A 19761-nucleotide genomic window follows, 5' to 3' on the forward strand; every position below is an offset into this window, starting at 1 on the left:
CTCGCTGCGCGGCCGCATGATCGGCGCATGAATCGCCTGCCCGAACCGCTCGACGAGGTGGTCTTCCCCGCCGAGCTGTTCCGCCCCGAAAGCGTCGACAAGCCCGCCGCGGACGACGGCGTCGTCGCCAACTCACGCCTGACCGCAACGCTCGGCGCCTCGCTCGTCCTCATCCTGAGCGCCGTCGGCGTCACCTTGCTCGACGTCGAGGGGCTCATCGAGTGGCATGCGGGGCTGGGCATCGCCGCGGGCGTCGTCGTCCTCGTCAAGCTGACCTCCACCGGCTACCGGCTCGTGCGTTACTACACGCGCGACGGCCGCTACGTCGCGTCAGGGCCACCGTTCATCGTCCTGCGACTGCTTGCGCCGCTGCTCGTGGTGCTCACTGCGAGCGTCATCGGCACTGGCATCGTGACGCTGTACGAACCGGACACGATCTGGCTGACGCTGCACGAGGCGTCGTTCTGGGGGTGGATCATCTGCGCCGCGACGCACGTCCTCGCCTACGTGTGGCGGCTGCCGAAGGTCATCGCAGCCCCGCGCGGTCAGCGCCCACGCCCTCGGACGGCGCCCGCGGTCACGGCCGTCGTCGCGATCGTCACCCTCGCACTGGCCGTCGGCTTCGCGGTGTGGTTCGTCATGCAGATGCCCGCTCTGCCCGTTGGGTGACGACGCCGGCCGGCCCGTCGTGGGCGACGAGCCGGCCTCGAAGGTGGACGAAAATCGCCGATGGGGACGGCGGCGCGGTGGTCAGGGGGTCGTGATGGTGCCCCCGTGCGGCATGGCGGCCACGGCGTCGCGCAGTTCGGCCTCCGTCGCGCGGTAGGGGCGCAGGGCGTCCGCGGGGACGCGGCCGAGGCGTCCTGAGCGGAAGTCCTCGAACGCCGCCATGACCTCCGCCTTCGTGTTCATGACGAAGGGACCGTACTGCACGACGGGTTCCTTGATGGGGCGACCGCCGAGCAGCAGCACCTCGAGCGACGGGGTCTCGACGTCCTGGCGGGGGTCGGCGGTCAGCGTCATGAGGTCACCGGCGCTCGTGACGATCGTCTGACCCGCCGAGATGGGCCGGGGCGACGAACCGTCAGCGGGCGTGCTGCCGATGGTGCCCGAACCGGACAGGACGAACACGAGGCCGTTGTAGGACGCCTCCCACGGGATGTCGGCGCGCACGCCGGCAGGGATCGTCGCGTGTGCCATCGTGATCGGCGTGTGCGTGCTGCCCGGGCCGCGGAAGCCGCCGATGGAGCCGGCGATGATGCGGATGAGCGCGGCACCGTCGTGCGTCGTCACGAGCTCGGAGTCCGTGCCGTCGATGTTCTGGTATCGCGGGTCGGCGAACTTCTGCGCGGCCGGCAGGTTGACCCACAGCTGGATGCCGTGGAAGAAACCGCCGGAGACGACGAGCTCGGCCGGGGGCGTCTCGATGTGCAGCACGCCGGAACCGGCCGTCATCCACTGGGTGGCGCCGTTCTCGATCATGCCGCCGCCACCGTGCGAATCTTGGTGCTGGAAGCGCCCGTCCATGATGTAGGTGACGGTTTCGAAACCGCGATGCGGGTGCCAGTCGGTGCCCTTCGGCTCGCCCGGGGCGTAGTTGACGGCGCCCATCTCGTCCATGTGGACGAAGGGGTCGAGCTCGTCGTGAGGGATGCCGGCGAAGGCGCGCGTGACCGGGAAACCCTCGCCCTCGTACCCCTTCGGGCCGGCCACGTGACGGGTGACGCGGCGCTCGCGGGCCGTGGCCGCGGGTGCGGCGAGGCGCGGCAACGTGAGCGTGTCTGCGGTGACGGCGGGCATGTGATCCTCCTGGCGATCGGTTGCCTGGTTCAACCTAGTTTACATTTCAACTATTCCGCCTGGCGGGGTGGGTGAGGTGGACGGCCGCCACCGCGGTTTCGCCCGTGGTCGACGACGTCAGGCGAACAGTTGGTGAACATCATGCGCAGGGGGCGCTGGGGGCACCCAGGGGGTGGCCAGCCTGCGCACAATGAGGCGCTGTCCTTCCTGCAGCGGCGACGTGCCCCAGGCCGAGCGTCCGCCGAACACTTCGAACCTCGAGGAACCTCATGACCAACCGCATCGCGCGCACCTGTGCCCTCTCCGGTGTGCTCGCACTCGCCTTCGCCGGTGCCCTGACGCCTGCCGCGAACGCCGCCACCGTCGTTCCCACGCTCGACGCCGACCTCACGCCCGTCACGCTGCTCGGCACCAACGATTTCCACGGTCACTTCACGAAGGACTTCGCCTGCACCGTCGCCTCGGCCGAGCAGGAGTTCCCGGGTTCGGCGTTCATCTCGGCCGGTGACAACGTCGGCGGTTCGCCGTTCGAGTCGGCCTCGCAGGACGACAACCCGTCGATCGACTACCTCAACGCCCTGAAGCTGCAGGTCTCCTCCGTCGGCAACCACGAGTTCGACAAGGGCTTCGACGACCTGACCGGTCACGTCCAGTCGCGCGCGCAGTGGACCTACCTCGGTGCCAACGTCTACGAGAAGGGCACGACGACGCCCGCGCTGCCCGAGTACAAGGTGCTCGACGTCAACGGCGTCAAGGTCGCCGTCGTCGGTGCCGTCACGACGGACACGAAGAACATGGTCGGCGCCGACGGCATCGCGAGCATCGACTTCGGTGACCCCGTGGCCGCCGTCAACCGTGTCGCCGCGAAGCTGAAGGACGGCGACCCGTCGAACGGTGAGGCCGACGTCGTCGTCGCCGAGTACCACGAGGGTGCGCCGGAGGGCGGCAGCGCGACGCTGGAGCAGATGGAATCCGCGAGCCCCGTCTTCAAGAACATCGTGACGAAGACGAGCGCGAACGTCTCTGCGATCTTCACCGGCCACACCCACCAGCTGTACGACTGGGACGCTCCCGTGCCTGACGGCGACGGCACGCGCCCGATCATCCAGACCGACTTCTACGCGCACAACCTGGGCATCCTCAACCTCGGCTACGACAAGGCCTCGGGGAAGGTGAAGCAGTACTCCGTCGTCAACCGCAAGGTCACGGCGCCGACGGACGCCTGCGCGTCGCTGCCCGCCTACACCGCGGCGGCCTCCATCGTCGACTCGGCGAACGCGCGCGCCGCGCAGATCGGTCAGCAGGTCATCGCGCAGGCCACGGGCCCGATCACCTCGGCGCTCAAGCCCGACGGCTCGCGCGACGACCGTCTCGCCGAGTCGAACCTGTCGAACGCCATCGCGCAGAGCTACGTCGACTCCCTCAACGCGCCCGGTCGCCCGGGCAGCGTCGAGATCGGCATCATGAACCCCGGCGGCGTGCGCGCCGACCTCGTCCCCGACGCCGCGGGCAACCTGACGTTCGCGCAGGCCGCGGCCGTCATGCCGTTCAACAACACGGTCGCGACGCGTGAGATCTCGGGCTCGACGTTCGTCAAGCTCCTCGAGCAGCAGTGGCAGCCCGACGGCGCCTCCCGCCCGTTCCTCAAGATGGGCCTGTCGAGCAACGTCACGTACACGTTCGACGAGACCAAGCCCGCGGGCTCGCGCATCACCAGCGTCATGGTGGGCGGCAAGCCCATCGACCCGGCGGCGAAGTACACCGTCGCGTCCAACTCCTTCCTCATGGCCGGCGGCGACAACTTCACCGCCCTCAACGAGGGTGGCCCGATCTCCGACTCCGGTCTCATCGACCAGGGCCTGTTCGTCGAGTGGCTCAAGGCGCACAGCCCGGTGAAGCCGTCGTACGCCAAGCAGTCGCTGTCCATCCATGGCCAGCCGACGAGCGTCAAGGCCGGGGAGAAGGTCGAGTTCACCGCCTCCGGCTTCGACATGACGAGCAAGAACTCGCCGACGAACACCTCGGTCGAGGTCTCGATCGGTGGCCACGTGGTCGGAACGTTCCCGATCAGCGCGACGAGCGCCGCCACCCCGCCCTACCCGGCCAACCACGGTGAGGCCACGATCTCGTTCACCGCCCCGAGCGACCTCGCCGCCGGCGACGCCGTGATCACGCTGAGGGCCAAGGAATCCGGCACGACGGGCAGCTTCCCCGTGACGCTCGAGGCCGGCGCCACGACGACCCCGACGCCGACGACCGAGCCGACGACGCCGACGACCGAGCCCACGACGCCGACGACGGAACCGACGACGCCGACGACCGAGCCGACCACGCCGACGACCGAGCCCACGACGCCGCCGGCCGGTTCGACGAGCTCCACCACCGGCGCGACGGAGACCGGTTCCGCTTCCGACGGCACGTCCCCGAGCACGACGACGGGGCCGAAGGTCGACACCGATGGCGTGAGCAACGAGCGCGCCGTCACAGGCCTCGCGGGCCTGGCTGTCGTCGTGGTGGCTGCCGGCGCGGGCATCGCGATGCGTCTGCGCCGTCAGAGCTGATCGTCGACAGCAGGGGGCTCATCGGCCCCCTCACGCGCAGCGCCGTCGTCGCTCACGCTGGGGCGGCGGCGCTTCGCCGTGAGCGCGCCGCGCCACATCTGGTGCTCGATCGCGGCGGGCGTGATGCCCAACTGGACGGCCGCGGAGACGATGACGGCGTGGAGCTCGTCGGCGGTGAGGGTGTGGCCGGTGGCGCGGCGCGCGAAGGATCGGGTGAGGGGGCACAACATGACGTCGTCGCACCCTCCGGCGAGCAGCAGGTGACGCCACGTCGAGCCGGACGACTGGCCGGGCAGCGCGCACCAGGCCCGTCGGAGGTCGTCGTCGTGGGCGGCCGCCACCAGGTCGGCGCATGACTCGATACCTCGGCCCGCGAGGAGCGCCGCCGCCTGACGGATGACGGCGCTCTTGTGGGGTGCGTCCACACTGGCGCGGGTGCGGTGGCCGGTGCCGATCTCCTCCCGCCACGTCGTCTCGCCCATGAGATCGAACGCGTGCAGCAGCTCCGACGCGGTGCCCGCCCCGAACGCGGCCTCGTGGCGGGCGACGACGGCGTCGACGGTGCTCGTCATGACGCGGGGCGTCATCACCGCATCGATGACGGCGCTGCTCAGGCCCTGACGCACCGGCACGGCGCGCCATGCAGACGGAGCGCCGCGCTCGAGCACGACGGCGACTGCGAGGGTCGCCGCGCACGACTCGAGATCGTCCCCTGGAACGAGACCGTCCTCGAGAGCTGGCTCGTTCTCCGGAGCAGGCGCGTCTTCGGGAGCGGCCGACTCACCGGCCGTCGGGTCAGCAGGGGACGGCTGGCTGGCCGACGGCGCCTCGTCCGACCCGAGGCCGGTTTCCGCCGGGCCGCCCGCGTCGGGATCGTCCGCCCCGGGGCCGGTCGCACCGAAATCGCCCGGCAGGCGCTCGTCATGCGGCACGACACCGTCATGTGTCAGGAGGCCGGGGCTCATCCACGCGCCGACGAGCGTCGGTGCGGCGTCGTCGGAGGTGTCAGGCGCGGGGGTGTCGAACAGGGGGCCGGGTGCCAGATCGTCGCTCATGGCTCGAGCGTGGCGGGCGGGCCATGAGCGGCGCCAACGTCAGCACGGCCACCCTGTGGATCAGCCTGCTCCGGCAGCGGAAAGAGCGCTCCCGCCGTCACGGCCTGTGGACGACGCGCCCGCGGTGAGAAGAAAGCGGCGGTGAAGGTCGAGACCTCCACCGCCGCTGGGGTGCCCAGGACGCATCACACCAGGGGGGAACGGGAGCACCTTCCTGGGCACGAAGATGAAACTATCGCCCCTTCCTCAGAATTCCCTCTCATGGAACTGTGGTCTGTTTCGCGCGTCTCGGCGGCTTCTATCGTGGGAGCATGAACACCCGCGAGGCATCCTTTCGTCACGTCACCGGACGTGCAGCGCGCGTCCTCATCGTCGACGACGAGGAGGGCCTGCTCACGTCGCTGTCGGCGGCGTTCACGTTCCAGGGCTGGCAGGTGCTGACGGCGACGACCGGCTCGCAGGCCGTCGCCCTCGCGCGGCGCGAGAGCCCGGACGTCGTCGTCCTCGACATCGGGCTGCCGGACACGGACGGTTTCGACGTCCTCGCCCGCATCCGCTCGATCCTGCCCGAGGCGGGAGTCATCTTCCTCACGGCGCGGGATGCGTTGGAGGACAGGGTGAGTGGCATCCGGCAGGGCGCTGACGACTACCTGACGAAGCCGTTCAGCCTCGAGGAGGTCATCGTCCGCGCCGAGGCGCTCATGCGCCGCAGCGGCATGGTCGCGCAGGGGCAGGGCGAGCATCTCGTCGTCGACGACCTCGTCATCAACACCCTGACGTACGAGGTGTCGCGCGCCGGCGAACCGATCCGTCTGACCGCCACCGAGTTCGCGCTCGCGCGGCACCTGGCGCAGAACGGGCGTCGCGTGTGCTCGAAGCAGGAGTTGCTCGCCGCGGTGTGGGGCGAGGATTTCCAGGGCGGTGAGCACGTCGTCGAGCTCTACATCAGCTACCTGCGCAAGAAGATCGACGGGTCGCATCCGGCGCTCATCCACACGGTGCGGGGCCTCGGATACACCATGCGACCCGCCGCGGGATGAACCTCGCACGGCTGCGGCCACGCAAGCTGAGCACCCGCGTCGCAGTGCTCGTCATGACGCTGACGATGGTGCTCGCCGCCATCGGCTGCATCGCCTCGTTCCTGCTGTCACGCGCCGTCATCCACGCGAGCATCGACGACACCCTGCACGTTGCGGTCAACCACGAGCACACGTCGGCGCAGGAGCTGGCGGAAGAACTACCGTCCGGGGCGATCGTCATGGTGCGACGTGGCGACCGGCTCGACGTGCGCGCCAACGGCCCCGACCGCGTGGTGGCGGCGGAGGACGCCACCGCGCTGCGAACCGAGCTCGATCGCCCGGACGGCCTGCGCGACGTCAAGCTGCCCGAACGCGACGACATGCGCGTCGCCACGCTGAGGCAGCCCGGCACCGAGGTGCTCGCTGCCGTCAGCATGGAACCTGCGGAGCGCGACCTCACCCGCCTCGCCGCGTGGCAACTGGCACTGTGGGTGCCCGCGGGCATCGTGGCGAGCGCCGTCGGCGTGTGGCTGACGCGACGTCAGGTGCGGCCCCTGCAGGCCGTCACGCGCACCGCGCGCAGTATCGCCGAGACACCCGCGGAATCGGTGGAGGACGCCGTCAGCCGCCGTGTGCCCGAACCGCGACGAGCCGCCGACGAGGTGGGGGTGCTCACGCACGCCATCAACGATCTGCTGCGTCAGGTCGAGGCGGCCCTCGCGCGCCGCGACGAGAGCGAGGCCGCCCTGCGCACCATGCTGGCCGACGTCAGCCATGAACTGCGCACGCCGCTGGCCGTCGTGCGATCGCATGCCGAGCTGTCCGCGTCGATGCTCACGCGCGCCGTAGAGGCCGAGCGATCCGAGGCGGCGGGCGAGTCTGCCGGCGCGGGCCTCTCGGGCGTTGAGGGCCAGGATGGCGGCGCTGACCACGGACGTAGGGCGGCGAGTGACGTCCGCGCGCTCGAGCTCGAGCTGGCGCCATCGCTGCGTCGCATCGAACGCGAGAGCATCCGGATGGCGCGCCTCGTCGAGGATCTGTTGCTCCTCGCCCACCTCGACGCCGGCCAACGCGCGGCACAGGAGAGCGTCGACGTCACGTTCCTCGCGTTGGAGGCGTTGTCCGACGCGAAACTGATGGCGCCGCAGCACCTGTGGGCGTTCGACGCGCCGGACGAGGCGTGCGAGATCGTGGGCGACGAGAACGGGGTGCGCCGCGTCATCGTCAATCTGGTGACGAACGCGCGACGCCACACGCCCGCTGGTACGCGCGTGCAGCTCAGCGTGCGCGACGCCGGCGACAGCGTCGTCGTCGAGGTGGCCGACGACGGGCCGGGGCTGCCCGCGTCCGTCGCCGCCGAACCAGGGCGACGTTTCAAGGGGGCGGCGCGTTCGGACACCGGTCGTCGCGGTGGGCTGGGCCTCGCCATCACGATGGCACTCGCGGAGTCGATGGAGGCGAGCATCCACTTCGACTCCAGCACTGCCGGCACGACGGCGATCGTGACGTTGCCGCGCCGCCCCGCAGCGCTCGGGGCTGAGTGAGCTTCGGTTCGAGCCGGTCGCGGTGTCGGATGCGCGCCGCGCGGCTCGACAGCCGGCCCGAGCCCGGCCGTCAGGCGATGCGGTGGGCCAACAGGATGACGGCGACGCACGCGACGACGCTGCCCACCGCGTACCCGAGAGCAGTGGCCGCGCGCCGTGCGCGCAGCAGGGTGAGCGTTTCGACGCTCGCGGTGGAGAACGTCGTGAAGCCGCCGCAGACGCCGGTGACGACGAGGGCGCTCAACCATCCTGGGCGAGGATGCGCGGTGAGGACGCCGAGCACGAACGAGCCGAGGAGGTTGACGGCGAACGTCGAGTGGGGCCACGTGCGTGGGCCGCGGGCCTTCATCTCTCCGTCGAGGACGAAGCGCAGGACGGCTCCGACAGCGCCACCGAGGGCGATGAGCGGCCACGTCATCATGCGCTGCTCCGAGGTGCCCAACGGGCGGTGACGACGGCCCCCGCCGCCGCGGCTGCGAGGCCGAGCGCGACCTCCGCGGCGGCGAGGCCCACTCCCGACCCAGCGGAGCGTTCGGCGACCTCTCGCGCGAACGTGCTGTACGTCGTGAAGGCCCCGCAGAACCCGGTGCCGAGCAGCAGACGCCAGGCCGGGCGGTCGCCTGCGCGGGTGAAGAACTCGAGCAGCCCGCCGAGGACGAACGCGCCGACGAGGTTGACCGTCAGCGTCGCCCACGGCGCATGCATCGCGGCCGCAACACCGGCGCGGGCCATCGCCCCCGCTGCGCCGCCCAGGGCGACGAGAGCGACCATCGAGACGCGACGATGCAAGGCGGGCGAACTCACGGCCCGAGCCTAGGCCATGACGCATGACGCCGGCGGCTCACCTGATGCGCGGGTGAGCCGCCGGCGCCTGCTCGTCTGACCTCACGGCTCACGCTCGCTCAGACGAGCATCGTCATTTCGCGTAGGAGACGATGACCGACGGGCGGGGGAAGGCGTCCGTGTGCGGCCACGTGCTCGTCGGCTTCTCGAACGTCGCGTCGTCGGTCTCGCCCGGGTGCTGCACGGCCGTGAAGACGGACAGCTGGTCCGGGCTGACGAGCGGCCCGCAGGTCTCGGCGCCGTAGGGCACCGTGAGGAACTGCTGGACGCGGCCGCGCTCCGGCCCGTTCGTCGGGACGCGGAAGAGCCCGTCGTTGGAGCCAAGCTGGTTGCCGTCGGTGGAGATCCACAGGTTGCCGACGGCGTCGAAGGCGACGTTGTCGGGGCAGCTGATCGGGCTGACGTGCTCCTTCGGGAAGCCGGCGAAGTACGTCTCCTGCGCGGCCGGGTCACCGCAGATGAGCATGAGATCCCAGGTGAAGTCGGTCGAGGTCTCGTACCCCTTGCCGCAGGAGCCGCCACGGCCCTCGGTGACCTCGAGGATGTATCCGTTGCGGTTGCCGGACGTGGCCGTGAGCGGCTCGCCCAGCTTCTTGCGCGTCATCGACGAGGCGAGGGGATTGGCCTCGTCCGTGGTGAACTTCTTGCCGCGGTCGGAGTTGTTCGTCAGCGCGCAGTAGATCTTGCCGTTGACGGGGTTCGGCTCGATGTCCTCGGGGCGGTCCATGCGCGTCGGACCGACCTTGTCGGCCGCCACGCGCGTGTGGACGAGCACCTCCGCGACGCTCATGCCCGGAACGTACGACTTCTTCTCGCTCGCGAGCGGGATCCACGTGCCTGTGCCGTCGTGGACGCCGTCGGCGTCGCCGTCACCGGTGAACTTCGCGACGTAGAGCGTGCCGGCGGACAGCAGCGTCTTGTTGTGGCGGCGTGCGGCGGGCGAGGCACTGCGCTGGTAGCGGTCACGTGAGACGAACTTGTAGATGTACTCGCCCTTCTCGTCGTCCCCGGTGTAGGCGACGACGCGGCCGTCACGTGCGATCGTGACGTTGCAGCCTTCGTGCTTCACACGGCCGAGCATCGTGTGCTTGACGGGCGGGGCTGACGGGTCGAGCGGGTCGAGCTCGACGATCCAACCGAAGCGGTTGGCCTCGTTCGGGGTCTTCGTCAGGTCGAAACGCTCGTCGACGTCCTTCCACCCCTTGCCCTGGCCGGTGATGCCGTACCGCTTGTAGGCATCGGCCTGCTTGGGGTCGAGCGCGCCGGAGGCGTCGAAGTAGCCGTGGAAGTTCTCCTCGCCGTGCAGCGTCGTGCCCCACGGCGTGGTGCCGCCGGAGCAGTTGGCGAAGGTGCCGAGGATCGTCGTGCCCTTGGGGTCAGCCTTGGTGCGCAGCAGCTCGTGACCAGCGGCGGGGCCGTCGACGCGCAGCGGCGTGCTGGCCGTGATGCGGCGGTTGTAGCGCGAGCGGCGCGGGTCGCTGGCCTTCCATGACCCCTTGGCCCGGCCCCTCTCGATGGCGACGACCGCCAGACCGTGCGCGGCCATCTCGATCTTCTTCTTGAGCAGCTCGTCCGTCCCGGTCGGGAACATCAGTTCCGGGTCGGTGTACTCGTGGTTGACGCTCAGCAGGGCGCGGCGACCGTCGAGCGGGATGATGCCGACATAGTCGTTGTTGTAACCGAACTGCTGCGCCTGTGCCTCGGGCGTCTGGTGGTGGACGTCGAAACGCGGTGCGCGCTTGGTGACGGGGTCGCCCCAACGGATGATCACGTCGTGCGTGAACCCTTCGGCGCTGACGACGTCATCCTTGCGGTTCGGCGCGACGGAGGTGAAGGAGGCGCGCCCGACATTGCGCTCGGGTCGCGGGTGGTGGCCGTGCGCAGTGTCCGCCGCAGCAGCCTGCGCGCCGAAACCGGCGAGCACCATGGCGCCCGCGGAGCCCGTGAGCATCGCGCGACGCGCGATGGCACGCTGAGCGAGAGTCTGGAATTCCTCGTTGCCCGAGGTGTTCGGCGTCGGCGCGTCGCACTGGTTGGCGCAGCGGTACTCGCACGTCTTCGCGCTGCGCGAACCGTGGCGGGTATTGATGAGGGGGAGCAGCTTGGGGCTCATGGGGTCTCCTCGCCGGGGCGGAAAGTCGGGAGCTGATCAGGGCGGACGGTGGGGGCGCCCACGCGGGTCGATCCTTGGGCGTCGAGGCAGACACGAGACGTCGCGCAGATGTCGTCGGCGTAAACCCTGAGAGCCGGCTGCATGACTTAGGTGGGCCTAAGGCGCGGCGGCGGACTCGAGCTCGAGCAACCGCTGCTTCGCCTCGACGCCGCCGAGGTAGTTGCCGAGGGAGCCGTCGCTACGCACGACCCGGTGACAGGGGAGGACGATGGGTAGCGGATTGCTCGCGCAGGCACTGCCGACGGCGCGAACCGCGCGGGGGCGTCCCGTCGAGGAGGCGAGATCGGCGTAGCTGATGGTGCGGCCGTAGGGAATCGTGGTCAGGCTCGACTGCACCTCCCGTCGGAAGGGGGCAGTGGACAACGACAGGTCGGGCGTCACGCTGAACTCCACGCGCACCCCGGTGAAGTACAGGTCGAGCTGGCGGCGCAGGGTGTCGGCGGGCTGGGCCGAGCGCAGCGTGCGGCGTCCGAGACGTTCACCGAGGTCGTCGAGCACGGCGTCGAAGCCCTCCGACTCGAACGCGATGCGGACGACGGCGTCGTCGCGGAAGGCGAGCAGGAGCCGACCGAGCAGCGTCTCGTGCGTCGTCCACACGACGTCGACGTCCCGCGGACGCACATGTTCGAGCAGACGATTCGTCAGCGCCTCGGTCGATGACGCGTCGGTGAAGGCGTCGATGGTCGTGGTGAACACGTCGTCGCTGGTCATCAGGTGTCCTCTCGGGTCGGGATGAGTCGATGACGCAGCGCGGCGATGGCGTCGGCTCCGCAACGCCGGGCGGCCGCCGTCGAGCAGCCGAGCTTGTCGGCGATCTCCGGGTAGGTCCACTGCCCCACGTAGCGGTGCACGACGACGAACTGCTGCCGTTCGCTCAGAGCGCCCACGTGGCTCCACAACTCGCCGTCCCAGGCCTCGACGTCGGCGCCCGGGTGGACGTCGTCGACGAACAGGCGTTGAAGCGCCTGCCCGGCGTCGTCGTCCTTGGCGGCTCCGGCGCCGAGGCGCCGCGATCGAGTCGAGTCGTGGGCCGCCTCGACATCGCGGACGAGCTCGGGGTGTGGTGCGGCGCGGCGATTCCGTCGCACGATGTCGACGCTCTTGTGCCGCGCCACGCGCACGAGCCATGCCTCGACGTCTTCGATGTCGTCGAACGGGTAGCCCCGCAGAGCCGCGAGAAACGTCTCGGACCAGGCGTCCTCCGCGTCCGCACCGGGCCCGAGGGTCGCGGCGCACACGCGCAGAACCGTCGGCCCATGGCGTTCGACGATCTCGTGGAAGAGCGGTTGTGTCATCACTCAGGAGTCGTCCGAGAACGACGAAGTGTGAGGTCGGCGAGAGGACGTTTTTCGCAACCGAGCCGAGCGGCGCGAGAACCGTTCAGAACAAACGGGATTCACGGGTCGTCTCGCTCTCCCCGTGGGCGAGGAGCCAGCGTTTGCGATCCAGGCCGCCGGCGAAGCCGACGAGGGAACCGTCCGAGCCGACGACGCGGTGGCACGGCACGATGACGCTGATCGGGTTGTGCCCGACGGCCTGCCCGACGCCCTGTGCCTGGCCAGGGGTGGCGACTCCGTCGGGTGAGAGCGACGCCGACAGCTCGCCGTACGTCGTCGTCTCGCCGGGAGGGATCTGCAGCAACAGCTCCCAGACGCTGCGCTGGAACGGGGTGCCGAGCGGGGCGAGCGGAAGGTCGAAATCGGTCCGCTCCCCGGCGAACCAGGCGGTGAGTTGCTGCGCCGCGGCGTCGAGGAGGGCATCGTCGGACCGCTCGACGCGGGTGCCGAACCACGCCGCGTCCGGCTGATGCGCCTGGCCGTCGAAGTAGGCGCCGAGCACCCCGTCATCGCTCGCGGCGACGAGCATGTCGCCCAGCGGCGTCGCGAGGCGGGTTGACCGACGATTCTGCGCGCTCGCGCCGTCACCGCGCAGCAGGGGAGGACTCGCGACGGTCATGACGACGCCTGCGAGTCATCGTCGGACGGCTCGGGCCACCGATGGGCGAGTGGCTCGGGCGCCAGACCTGCGGCTCGATCGGCGTGGAACTTCTCCCACGGGAGCCACTTCGTCGTCAGCGCTGATTCGATGTCGATACCCGCGCTCCGAGCGAAGACCAGGATCATGGCGAACGCGTCGGCGACCTCACCCTCGAGGTCCTGGCGCAGCTCGTCGTCGCTCTTGCCCCGGTTTCGACCCTGCCCGCTCGAGGCGAGATAGGCCTGCGTGAGCTCCCCGACCTCCTCGGTGAGCTTGAGCAGGACCCACTCCGGCGTGCGCTCCACAGCGAAGTACTCGCCGTACGCAGCCGAGATGCCCTCGATGCGTCCACTCCACTCGTTCAGCTCCATGGTCGAAGCCAACCACGCGGCGCCGACAAGCCATCGAACGTGGCCACCCAACCGGCCCGCAGGAACGCTCCCCGCACCCTGCCGTTGGTCTGCCCGAGAGAGATCCGACTCGCCTTGGCCGGGATGCGGTCAGGCTCGGTCGGCAGCACGTTCGAAAGCGGCGAGTGCGCGATCGTCGTACAGCACGAAACGGATCAACCGGACATGTGCACATCGGGCGGAACGCGCCACCTCGAGAGCGATGCACGCGACCTCTTCGACGTCCCAGCCGTACACGCCCGCGCTGATGGCGGGAAAGGCCACGGAGCGGCATTCCGCCTCGTCGGCGATCCGCAATGACTCGGCGAAACAGGAGCTTAGAAGAGCCGGATCCGTCTGGCCCGCATGACGATTCGGGCCGACAGTGTGGATGACGTAGCGCGCGGGCATCCGCCCCGCGCCGGTGATGACGGCCTCGCCGGTCGGTAATCCGCCCGTCAGCCGTGTCGCGCGCAGCTTGCGACACTCCTCGCGCAGCTGCGGCCCTGCTGCGGCATGGATGGCACCGTCCACGCCGCCACCGCCGAGCAGGCCCGAGTTCGCGGCGTTGACGACGGCGTCGACCTGCTCGGTCGTGATGTCGCCACGCACGATCTCGACGGAGGGGGCCTCATGGACTGTCACGGTGTTCATGGCACCCATCCTGCACCGCGCCGCAGTTCCGCAGGTGGGGACGGGATTCGCGAATGTGACCGAAAATCGCACAGGGGACAGGAATCGCGACCGGGGACGTAGTTCGCAGGAGGGGACAGGAATCGCCGATGGGTACTACGGGTGTAGAAGCTCGACGTGACGGGGCATACACTCGAAGACGGTGCCGGCGATCCCGCTCGGCACCTCGTGCTGTGACGAGACCAGCCGTGACGAGGCGCGACGCGCCGATGGAGGATGACGACGATGCTGACGAACGCGCTGTGGGCGAACTCCTACTCGCCCGGTGTGCCCCTGCGCCTCGATTACGGCATGGCGACGCTCGTCGATCAGTTCGACTCCGCCGTCGCGCGATTCGGCGATCGCCCGGCCATCGACTTCATGGGGCGCGTCACGACCTACGACCAGCTCAAGGCTCAGGTCGACGCCGCCGCGGCCGGTCTGTTGGACCTCGGTGTCACGGCGGGCGACCGCGTCGCCGTCCTGCTGCCTGGCTGCCCGCAGAACGTCGTCGTCACGCAGGCGATCATGCGCATCGGCGCGATCGCGGTGCAGCACAACCCGCTCTACACGATCGGTGAGCTGCGCGCGCCGTTCGAGGACCACGAGGCCGAGGTCGTCATCGCATGGGACAAGATCAGCCCGATGCTCGTCGACCTCGCGCAGGAGAACGGCGTCCGCCACATCGTCGCGATCGACGTGACGGCGGAGCTGCCGTTCGTCAAGCGTCTCGCGCTGCGCCTGCCGGTGAAGAAGGCGCGCGAGTCGCGCGAGCGGCTCACCGGCCCGGCGCCCGAGGGCCTGCTGAGCTGGAACGACCTGCTCTCACGCGGCACGCTGCCCGTCGACCACCCCAAGCCATCGGCCGGTGACCCGGCGATCATGCTCTACACCTCGGGCACGAGCGGCACCCCCAAGGGCGTCCCGCTCACGCACGCGAACCTCGCTGCCAACTGCCTGCAGGGCAAGGCGTGGGCGCAGCTGCGTGACGGTGAGGAGACGTTCCTCGTCGTCCTCCCGATGTTCCACGCGTACGGTCTGACGATCGGCGTCCTCGCGGGCATCAACCTCGGCGCGTGCCTGCTCATGCTGCCCGCCCCCGAGGTGCCGCTCATCATCGACGCCGTGAAGCGTCGCACCCCGACGTTCGCTCCGGGTGTACCGCCGCTGTACGCCCGCATCCTCGACGAGGCGGAGAAGCGCGACGTCAGCCTCGAGGGCATCCGCATCGGCCTGTCGGGCGCGATGTCGCTGCCGTCCGCGCTCGTGCAACGCTGGGAGGAGGCGACGGGCGGCCACCTCATCGAGGGCTACGGCCTCACCGAGACGAGCCCGGTCGTCGTCGGCAACCCCATCTCCGACGATCGTCGCGCCGGCTCGATCGGCGTGCCGTTCCCCGACGTCGAGATCCGCCTCGCCGATCCCGAGGACGTCACGAAGGACGCGCCGGAGTCCGGCCCGGGCGAGCTGCTCGTCAAGGGTCCGCAGGTCTTCGGTGGCTATTACAAGAAGCCCGAGGCGACGCAGGAGGCGTTCCACGACGGCTTCTTCCGCACCGGCGACGTCGTCGAGATGGGTGAGGGCGGCTACCTGACGGTCGTCGACCGCATCAAGGAGATGATCGTCACCGGTGGCTTCAACGTCTACCCGAGCGAGGTCGAAGGCGTGCTGCGCGAACACGACTCGATCGCTGACGCCGCCGTCGTCGGGCTGCCCGCCACCGCGGGCGGTGAGGACGTCGTCGCCGCCGTCGTGCTCGCCGACGGCCACACCGATGCTGACGCCGAGGCGCTGCGCCGCCACGTCAAGGGCAAGCTGACGGCGTACAAGGCGCCGCGTCGCTTCGTCGTCGTCGACGAACTGCCGACGAACCCGATGGGCAAGGTGCTGCGCCGCGAGGTCACCAAGCTGCTGCACGAGCACGCGAACCAGGGTGACTGAACGAGCGGTGGTCGCGGCGACACGGCGGCGAAGGCCGCCACCCCGATCGGGTGGCGGCCTTCGTGGCTGCGAGCGCTGTGGACTCAGCGCTCGCGGCAGCGGACGTCAGCGCTTCTCGGCGTCGGAAGTGGTCCCCGCGGTTGCCGCGTTCGCGGCGTCGTGCGCGTCGAACGGCAGGTCCTCGTGGACGATGTCGGGGTTGTCGTGCTGCGTCTCGACGAGTTCGTGGGCCTCTTCGTCGGAGGCGACCGTCGGCATCGAACCCGGCAGCGGTCTACGCGCCGACTCCTTCATCGCGAGCAATGCGATGCCGCCGAGCACGGCGAAGAACATCGTGTAGAGCGCCGGCGCGTTCTTGCTGCCGGTCCACTTGACGAGCGCTTCGCTGATCATCGGCGCGGTGCCGCCGAACAGGGAGACGGCGATGTTGTACGACAGCGCCATGCCGCCGAAGCGTGAGGCCGTCGGGAACAGCGCGGGCAGCGTCGAGGCCGACATCGCGACGTAGAAGCAGACGGAGAAGGCCAGCATGAACATCGCGACGAAGGCCAGCGTCTGGTTCTTCATCATCATGTAGGCGGGGTAGGTGAACAGCAGCGTCGAGATGATCGCGATCCAGTAGACGGGCTTGCGGCCGATCTTGTCCGACAAGCGCCCGACGAAGGGCACGGCCAGGGAGAGCGCCACGAGCGCCGGGATGGTGGCTGCAGCGGCACCCAGGGTGGTGTAGCCGTGGTTGCTCTCGAGGTAACCGGGCATGTACGACGTGAGCGAGTAGCCGGCGGTGTTCGTCGCGCCGACGAGCGCCATGGCGATGAGCAGCGGGCGCCAGTGGTGCTTGATGATGCCGACCGGGCCGAGCTGCGTCTGCGACTCGTCGATGGCGTCGTTGCTCTCGGCTGCCTCGTTGGCGGCCTGCGTGTTCTCGAACGTCGGCGACTCGTCGATCTTCATGCGGAAGTACATGGCGAGCAGGCCGAACGGCAGAGCGAGCAGGAACGGGATGCGCCAGCCCCAGTCGTCCATCGTCTCGGAGCCGAGGCCGATGCTGAACAGCGCGACGACGGCGGCGCCGACCGCGAAACCGAGGTAGGAACCGGTGTCGAGAAAGCTCGAGAAGTAGCCGCGACGCTTGTCGGGGGAGTACTCGGAGACGAACGTCGTTGCGCCCGAGTACTCACCGCCGGTGGAGAAGCCCTGGATGAGGCGGCAGATGATGAGACCGGCGAACGCCCACCAGCCGGCGGTCGAGAACGACGGCAGTAGACCGATGGCGCCCGTCGCGATCGACATGGCGAGCATCGTGATGGCGAGCGTCTTCTGACGCCCGATCTTGTCGCCGAGGGGGCCGAAGACGAGGCCACCGAAGGGGCGGGCGAGGAAGCTGACGGCGAACACGGCGAAGGTGATGATCATCTTCGTCGAGTCGTCGCCACCCTCGGGCTGGAACACCTTCGTCATCGTGGCGGCGAGGTAGCCGTAGATGCCGAAGTCGTACCATTCCATGAGGTTGCCCATGGTGGCGCCCGTGATGGCTTTCTTGAGTGGAGCTTTCTCGACCACGGTGATGTGGTCGCGTTCGAGCTCGCGGGGCTCGCCGTCCGGTGCGGCGGAAGCGGTATGGGACATGTGTGTTTCTCCTGCGCACGTTCGGGTGGGCGAAGCCGGGCCCGCAGCGCATTCGTCGCTCGTGGGTGTTCGTCTCGAATGGGAAAAAACGGTTCTCATCCCATCGCCGATGCCCCGGAATGTCCAGTGCTCGGACGCCTTGCGGCCCCGATCTGCGAGGTTCGGCAGCGCTGAGGCAGCGCGGCGCCACAGCTTTGTCGCGACGATGTGATTTGCCGCACATCTCACGCCGCAGCAGGGGTTGTCGGCCCCCGTGTCGCCCCTTCTCCGGGCGGCTCGCGTTGCTACTCTGAGCCCGGCTCGCCCGCCGGGCAGGTGCCCGGCGAGGAACCGAACGACCGGTCCTCACGCCGCGTCATCCACTTCTCGATCTCGCAGGAGACGCCATGGCCACACAGGCCGATTCCACGCCCGCCGAGCCGTCAGGGCCCGCGGGCTCCGTCGCCGACCCGACGCCTGGCGCGGGTGGTCAGAACGAGCTGCGACGCGACCTCAATGCGCGCCACCTCAACATGATCGCCATCGGCGGCGCCATCGGGACGGGCCTGTTCCTCGCCTCCGCCGGTTCGATCCACGAGGCGGGCCCCGGCGGCGCGCTCGTCGCGTACGGCGTCATCGGGTTCATGGTGTGGTTGCTCATGCAGAGCCTCGGCGAGATGTCGACGTATCTGCCGCTCGCCAACTCGTTCGAGTCGTACGGCACCCGATTCGTCAGCCGCAGCTTCGGCTTCGCGCAGGGCTGGAACTACTGGTTCAACTGGGCGATCACGGTCGCGGCGGAGATCGCGGCGGCGGGCGCCGTCGTCAACTACTGGGCGCCGGACGTCGACCAGCGTCTCGTCGCGCTCGTCTTCTTCGCCATCCTGTTCGCCATCAACGCGATCAGTGTTCGCGCCTTCGGCGAGAGCGAGTTCCTGTTCGCCTCGATCAAGGTCATCACCGTCCTCGTGTTCCTCACCGTCGGCGTCCTCATGATCTTCGGCATCATGACGGAGGCGCCCGGCACGAAGAACTGGACCACCGGCCAGGCGCCGTTCGTCGGCGGGTTCTCGGGCATCATCGCCATCTTCATGATCGCCGGATTCAGCTTCCAGGGCACCGAGATGATCGGTGTCGCCGCCGGTGAGGCCGACGAGCCCGAGAAGACGATCCCGAAGGCCATCCGCGCCGTGTTCTTCCGCATCCTCATCTTCTACATCGGCGCGTTCGTCGTCATCGGCTTCCTGCTGCCGTACACCGACCCGCGCCTCGTCAATGCCGCTGACGGCGACATCCAGGCGTCGCCGTTCACGCTGATCTTCGAGAAGGTCGGCGTGGTCGGTGCGGCGAGCGTCATGAACGCGGTCATTCTCACCGCCATCCTGTCGGCCGGCTCGTCCGGTCTCTACGTCTCGACCCGCATGCTCTACGCGATGGCCCAGAAGGGCATGGCGCCCCGCTTCCTGCTCAAGACCAACCGCCGTTCCGTACCGATGCCGGCGCTGCTGCTGACGGCCCTCGTCGCGCTCGGCTGCTACGGGCTGAGCCTGCTCTCGTCCGACGCCTATGGCTGGCTCGTCGCTGCCTCCGGTCTCGCGGGGTTCATCACGTGGTGCGGTATCGCGTGGAGCCACCTCAAGTTCCGCAAGGCGTACGTCGCACAAGGTGGCCGCGTCGAGGATCTGCCGTTCCGCGCGAAGTGGTACCCGCTCGGGCCGGTCGTCGCGCTCGGCATGTGCGCGCTCGTCATCGTGCTGCAGAACAAAGACCTGATCTTCGAAGGCACCGTCGACCCCGGCGGCCTGCTCGAGAGCTACATCGGCCTGCCGCTGTTCCTCGCCGTGTGGGCCGGCCACAAGCTCATGACGAAGTCGAAGAAGGTCGACCCGCTCGAGGCGGATCTCACGCGCACCCGCTCGCACTCCTGACGGCGGGTTGACCGGCTGGGCGCGTTGACAGGCTGCGCTGACTCGGCCAGCGCGCGGTGTTCGGTTTCGAGCTGTACCGGCGACTAATTTTCAGATGTGGGTCGCATTTTGGGATAGAAGCGATTCGTTACCGGGGTGTCGACGACCTCGTCGCGGATGTCTCGGAAGGTCTTGCGTGCCTCAGCGTTTCCTCCGCTCGAAGCCTCAGTGGTCTCCTGCACCCTCGTCTGCACCGCCGCGTCTCGCCCTCG

17 protein-coding genes are annotated in these 19761 nt (G+C 69.3%); 6 read left to right on the forward strand and 11 right to left on the reverse strand.

Annotation, left to right across the window (positions count from 1 at the left end):
• The first annotated feature begins 27 nt into the window (after positions 1–27).
• A complete protein-coding gene (locus ABH936_RS10880) occupies positions 28–669 on the forward strand; it encodes a hypothetical protein (RefSeq protein ID WP_115296581.1) in 642 nt (213 codons plus the stop codon).
• Between the two features lie 81 nt (positions 670–750).
• Here ABH936_RS10880 and ABH936_RS10885 read toward each other — a convergent pair whose 3' ends face one another.
• Positions 751–1800, reverse strand: coding sequence for a pirin family protein (locus tag ABH936_RS10885; protein ID WP_404603248.1), 1050 nt, complete (start codon positions 1798–1800; stop codon positions 751–753).
• 269 nt (positions 1801–2069) lie between these two features.
• Here ABH936_RS10885 and ABH936_RS10890 point away from each other — a divergent pair, with 269 nt between their 5' ends.
• The gene (locus ABH936_RS10890) at positions 2070–4361 is read left to right on the forward strand and encodes a bifunctional metallophosphatase/5'-nucleotidase (RefSeq protein WP_404603249.1); all 2292 of its coding nucleotides are present in this window, start codon (positions 2070–2072) and stop codon (positions 4359–4361) included.
• On the opposite strand, the gene ABH936_RS10895 is transcribed toward ABH936_RS10890, so the two are convergent.
• Positions 4352–5416, reverse strand: coding sequence for a hypothetical protein (locus ABH936_RS10895; RefSeq protein WP_051805603.1), 1065 nt, complete (start codon positions 5414–5416; stop codon positions 4352–4354). The two genes, ABH936_RS10890 and ABH936_RS10895, sit on opposite strands and share 10 nt — an antisense overlap.
• Before the next feature lie 311 nt (positions 5417–5727).
• Here ABH936_RS10895 and ABH936_RS10900 point away from each other — a divergent pair, with 311 nt between their 5' ends.
• Both ABH936_RS10900 and ABH936_RS10905 read left to right on the forward strand, forming a co-directional pair.
• Positions 5728–6456 carry a response regulator transcription factor gene (locus tag ABH936_RS10900; protein ID WP_038566843.1) on the forward strand — a complete coding sequence of 243 codons (729 nt, stop codon included), beginning with the start codon at positions 5728–5730 and terminating at the stop codon, positions 6454–6456.
• Positions 6453–7979: an ATP-binding protein gene (locus ABH936_RS10905; protein WP_404360372.1), complete on the forward strand. Its 1527-nt coding sequence runs from the start codon at positions 6453–6455 to the stop codon at positions 7977–7979. Before ABH936_RS10900 ends, ABH936_RS10905 begins: the two co-directional genes overlap by 4 nt.
• A gap of 70 nt (positions 7980–8049) precedes the next feature.
• Here ABH936_RS10905 and crcB read toward each other — a convergent pair whose 3' ends face one another.
• From crcB to ABH936_RS10945, 8 genes are all read right to left on the reverse strand, one after another.
• Entirely contained in the window at positions 8050–8397 is a 348-nt protein-coding gene (crcB, locus tag ABH936_RS10910; RefSeq protein ID WP_038566845.1) for a fluoride efflux transporter CrcB, read from the reverse strand.
• Positions 8397–8783, reverse strand: a complete 387-nt coding sequence (locus ABH936_RS10915) for a CrcB family protein (RefSeq protein WP_235181999.1) — start codon at positions 8781–8783, stop codon at positions 8397–8399. The genes crcB and ABH936_RS10915 overlap by 1 nt, the downstream gene beginning before the upstream one ends.
• A gap of 112 nt (positions 8784–8895) precedes the next feature.
• A complete protein-coding gene (locus ABH936_RS10920) occupies positions 8896–10935 on the reverse strand; it encodes a PhoX family phosphatase (protein ID WP_038566847.1) in 2040 nt (679 codons plus the stop codon).
• Positions 10936–11091: 156 nt separating this feature from the next.
• A complete protein-coding gene (locus ABH936_RS10925) occupies positions 11092–11706 on the reverse strand; it encodes a methylated-DNA--[protein]-cysteine S-methyltransferase (protein WP_038566849.1) in 615 nt (204 codons plus the stop codon).
• Positions 11706–12290 carry an RNA polymerase sigma factor gene (locus ABH936_RS10930; RefSeq protein WP_404603269.1) on the reverse strand — a complete coding sequence of 195 codons (585 nt, stop codon included), beginning with the start codon at positions 12288–12290 and terminating at the stop codon, positions 11706–11708. The genes ABH936_RS10925 and ABH936_RS10930 overlap by 1 nt, the downstream gene beginning before the upstream one ends.
• An 85-nt stretch (positions 12291–12375) precedes the next feature.
• On the reverse strand, positions 12376–12951 hold the full coding sequence (locus ABH936_RS10935) for a methylated-DNA--[protein]-cysteine S-methyltransferase (protein WP_404603250.1): 576 nt from the start codon (positions 12949–12951) through the stop codon (positions 12376–12378).
• Positions 12948–13343, reverse strand: a complete 396-nt coding sequence (locus ABH936_RS10940) for a MazG nucleotide pyrophosphohydrolase domain-containing protein (RefSeq protein ID WP_038566853.1) — start codon at positions 13341–13343, stop codon at positions 12948–12950. The genes ABH936_RS10935 and ABH936_RS10940 overlap by 4 nt, the downstream gene beginning before the upstream one ends.
• Before the next feature lie 129 nt (positions 13344–13472).
• On the reverse strand, positions 13473–14015 hold the full coding sequence (locus ABH936_RS10945; protein WP_006945675.1) for an O-acetyl-ADP-ribose deacetylase: 543 nt from the start codon (positions 14013–14015) through the stop codon (positions 13473–13475).
• A gap of 264 nt (positions 14016–14279) precedes the next feature.
• Between ABH936_RS10945 and ABH936_RS10950 the strand changes: the two genes are divergently transcribed.
• Complete coding sequence (locus ABH936_RS10950) at positions 14280–15974, forward strand: long-chain-fatty-acid--CoA ligase (protein WP_312293351.1); 1695 nt, start codon at positions 14280–14282, stop codon at positions 15972–15974.
• A 105-nt stretch (positions 15975–16079) separates the two neighbouring features.
• Here the strand turns inward: ABH936_RS10950 and ABH936_RS10955 are convergent, their stop codons facing one another.
• Positions 16080–17603, reverse strand: coding sequence for an MFS transporter (locus tag ABH936_RS10955; protein WP_404603251.1), 1524 nt, complete (start codon positions 17601–17603; stop codon positions 16080–16082).
• 386 nt (positions 17604–17989) lie between these two features.
• Between ABH936_RS10955 and ABH936_RS10960 the strand changes: the two genes are divergently transcribed.
• Positions 17990–19510 (forward strand): amino acid permease, encoded by a 1521-nt coding sequence (locus ABH936_RS10960; protein WP_006945746.1) that lies wholly within the window; start codon positions 17990–17992, stop codon positions 19508–19510.
• The last annotated feature ends 251 nt before the right edge of the window (positions 19511–19761 follow it).

This window comes from Dermacoccus sp. GAS27A, from assembly GCF_044909235.1.
Lineage (GTDB): Bacteria > Actinomycetota > Actinomycetes > Actinomycetales > Dermatophilaceae > Dermacoccus > Dermacoccus nishinomiyaensis.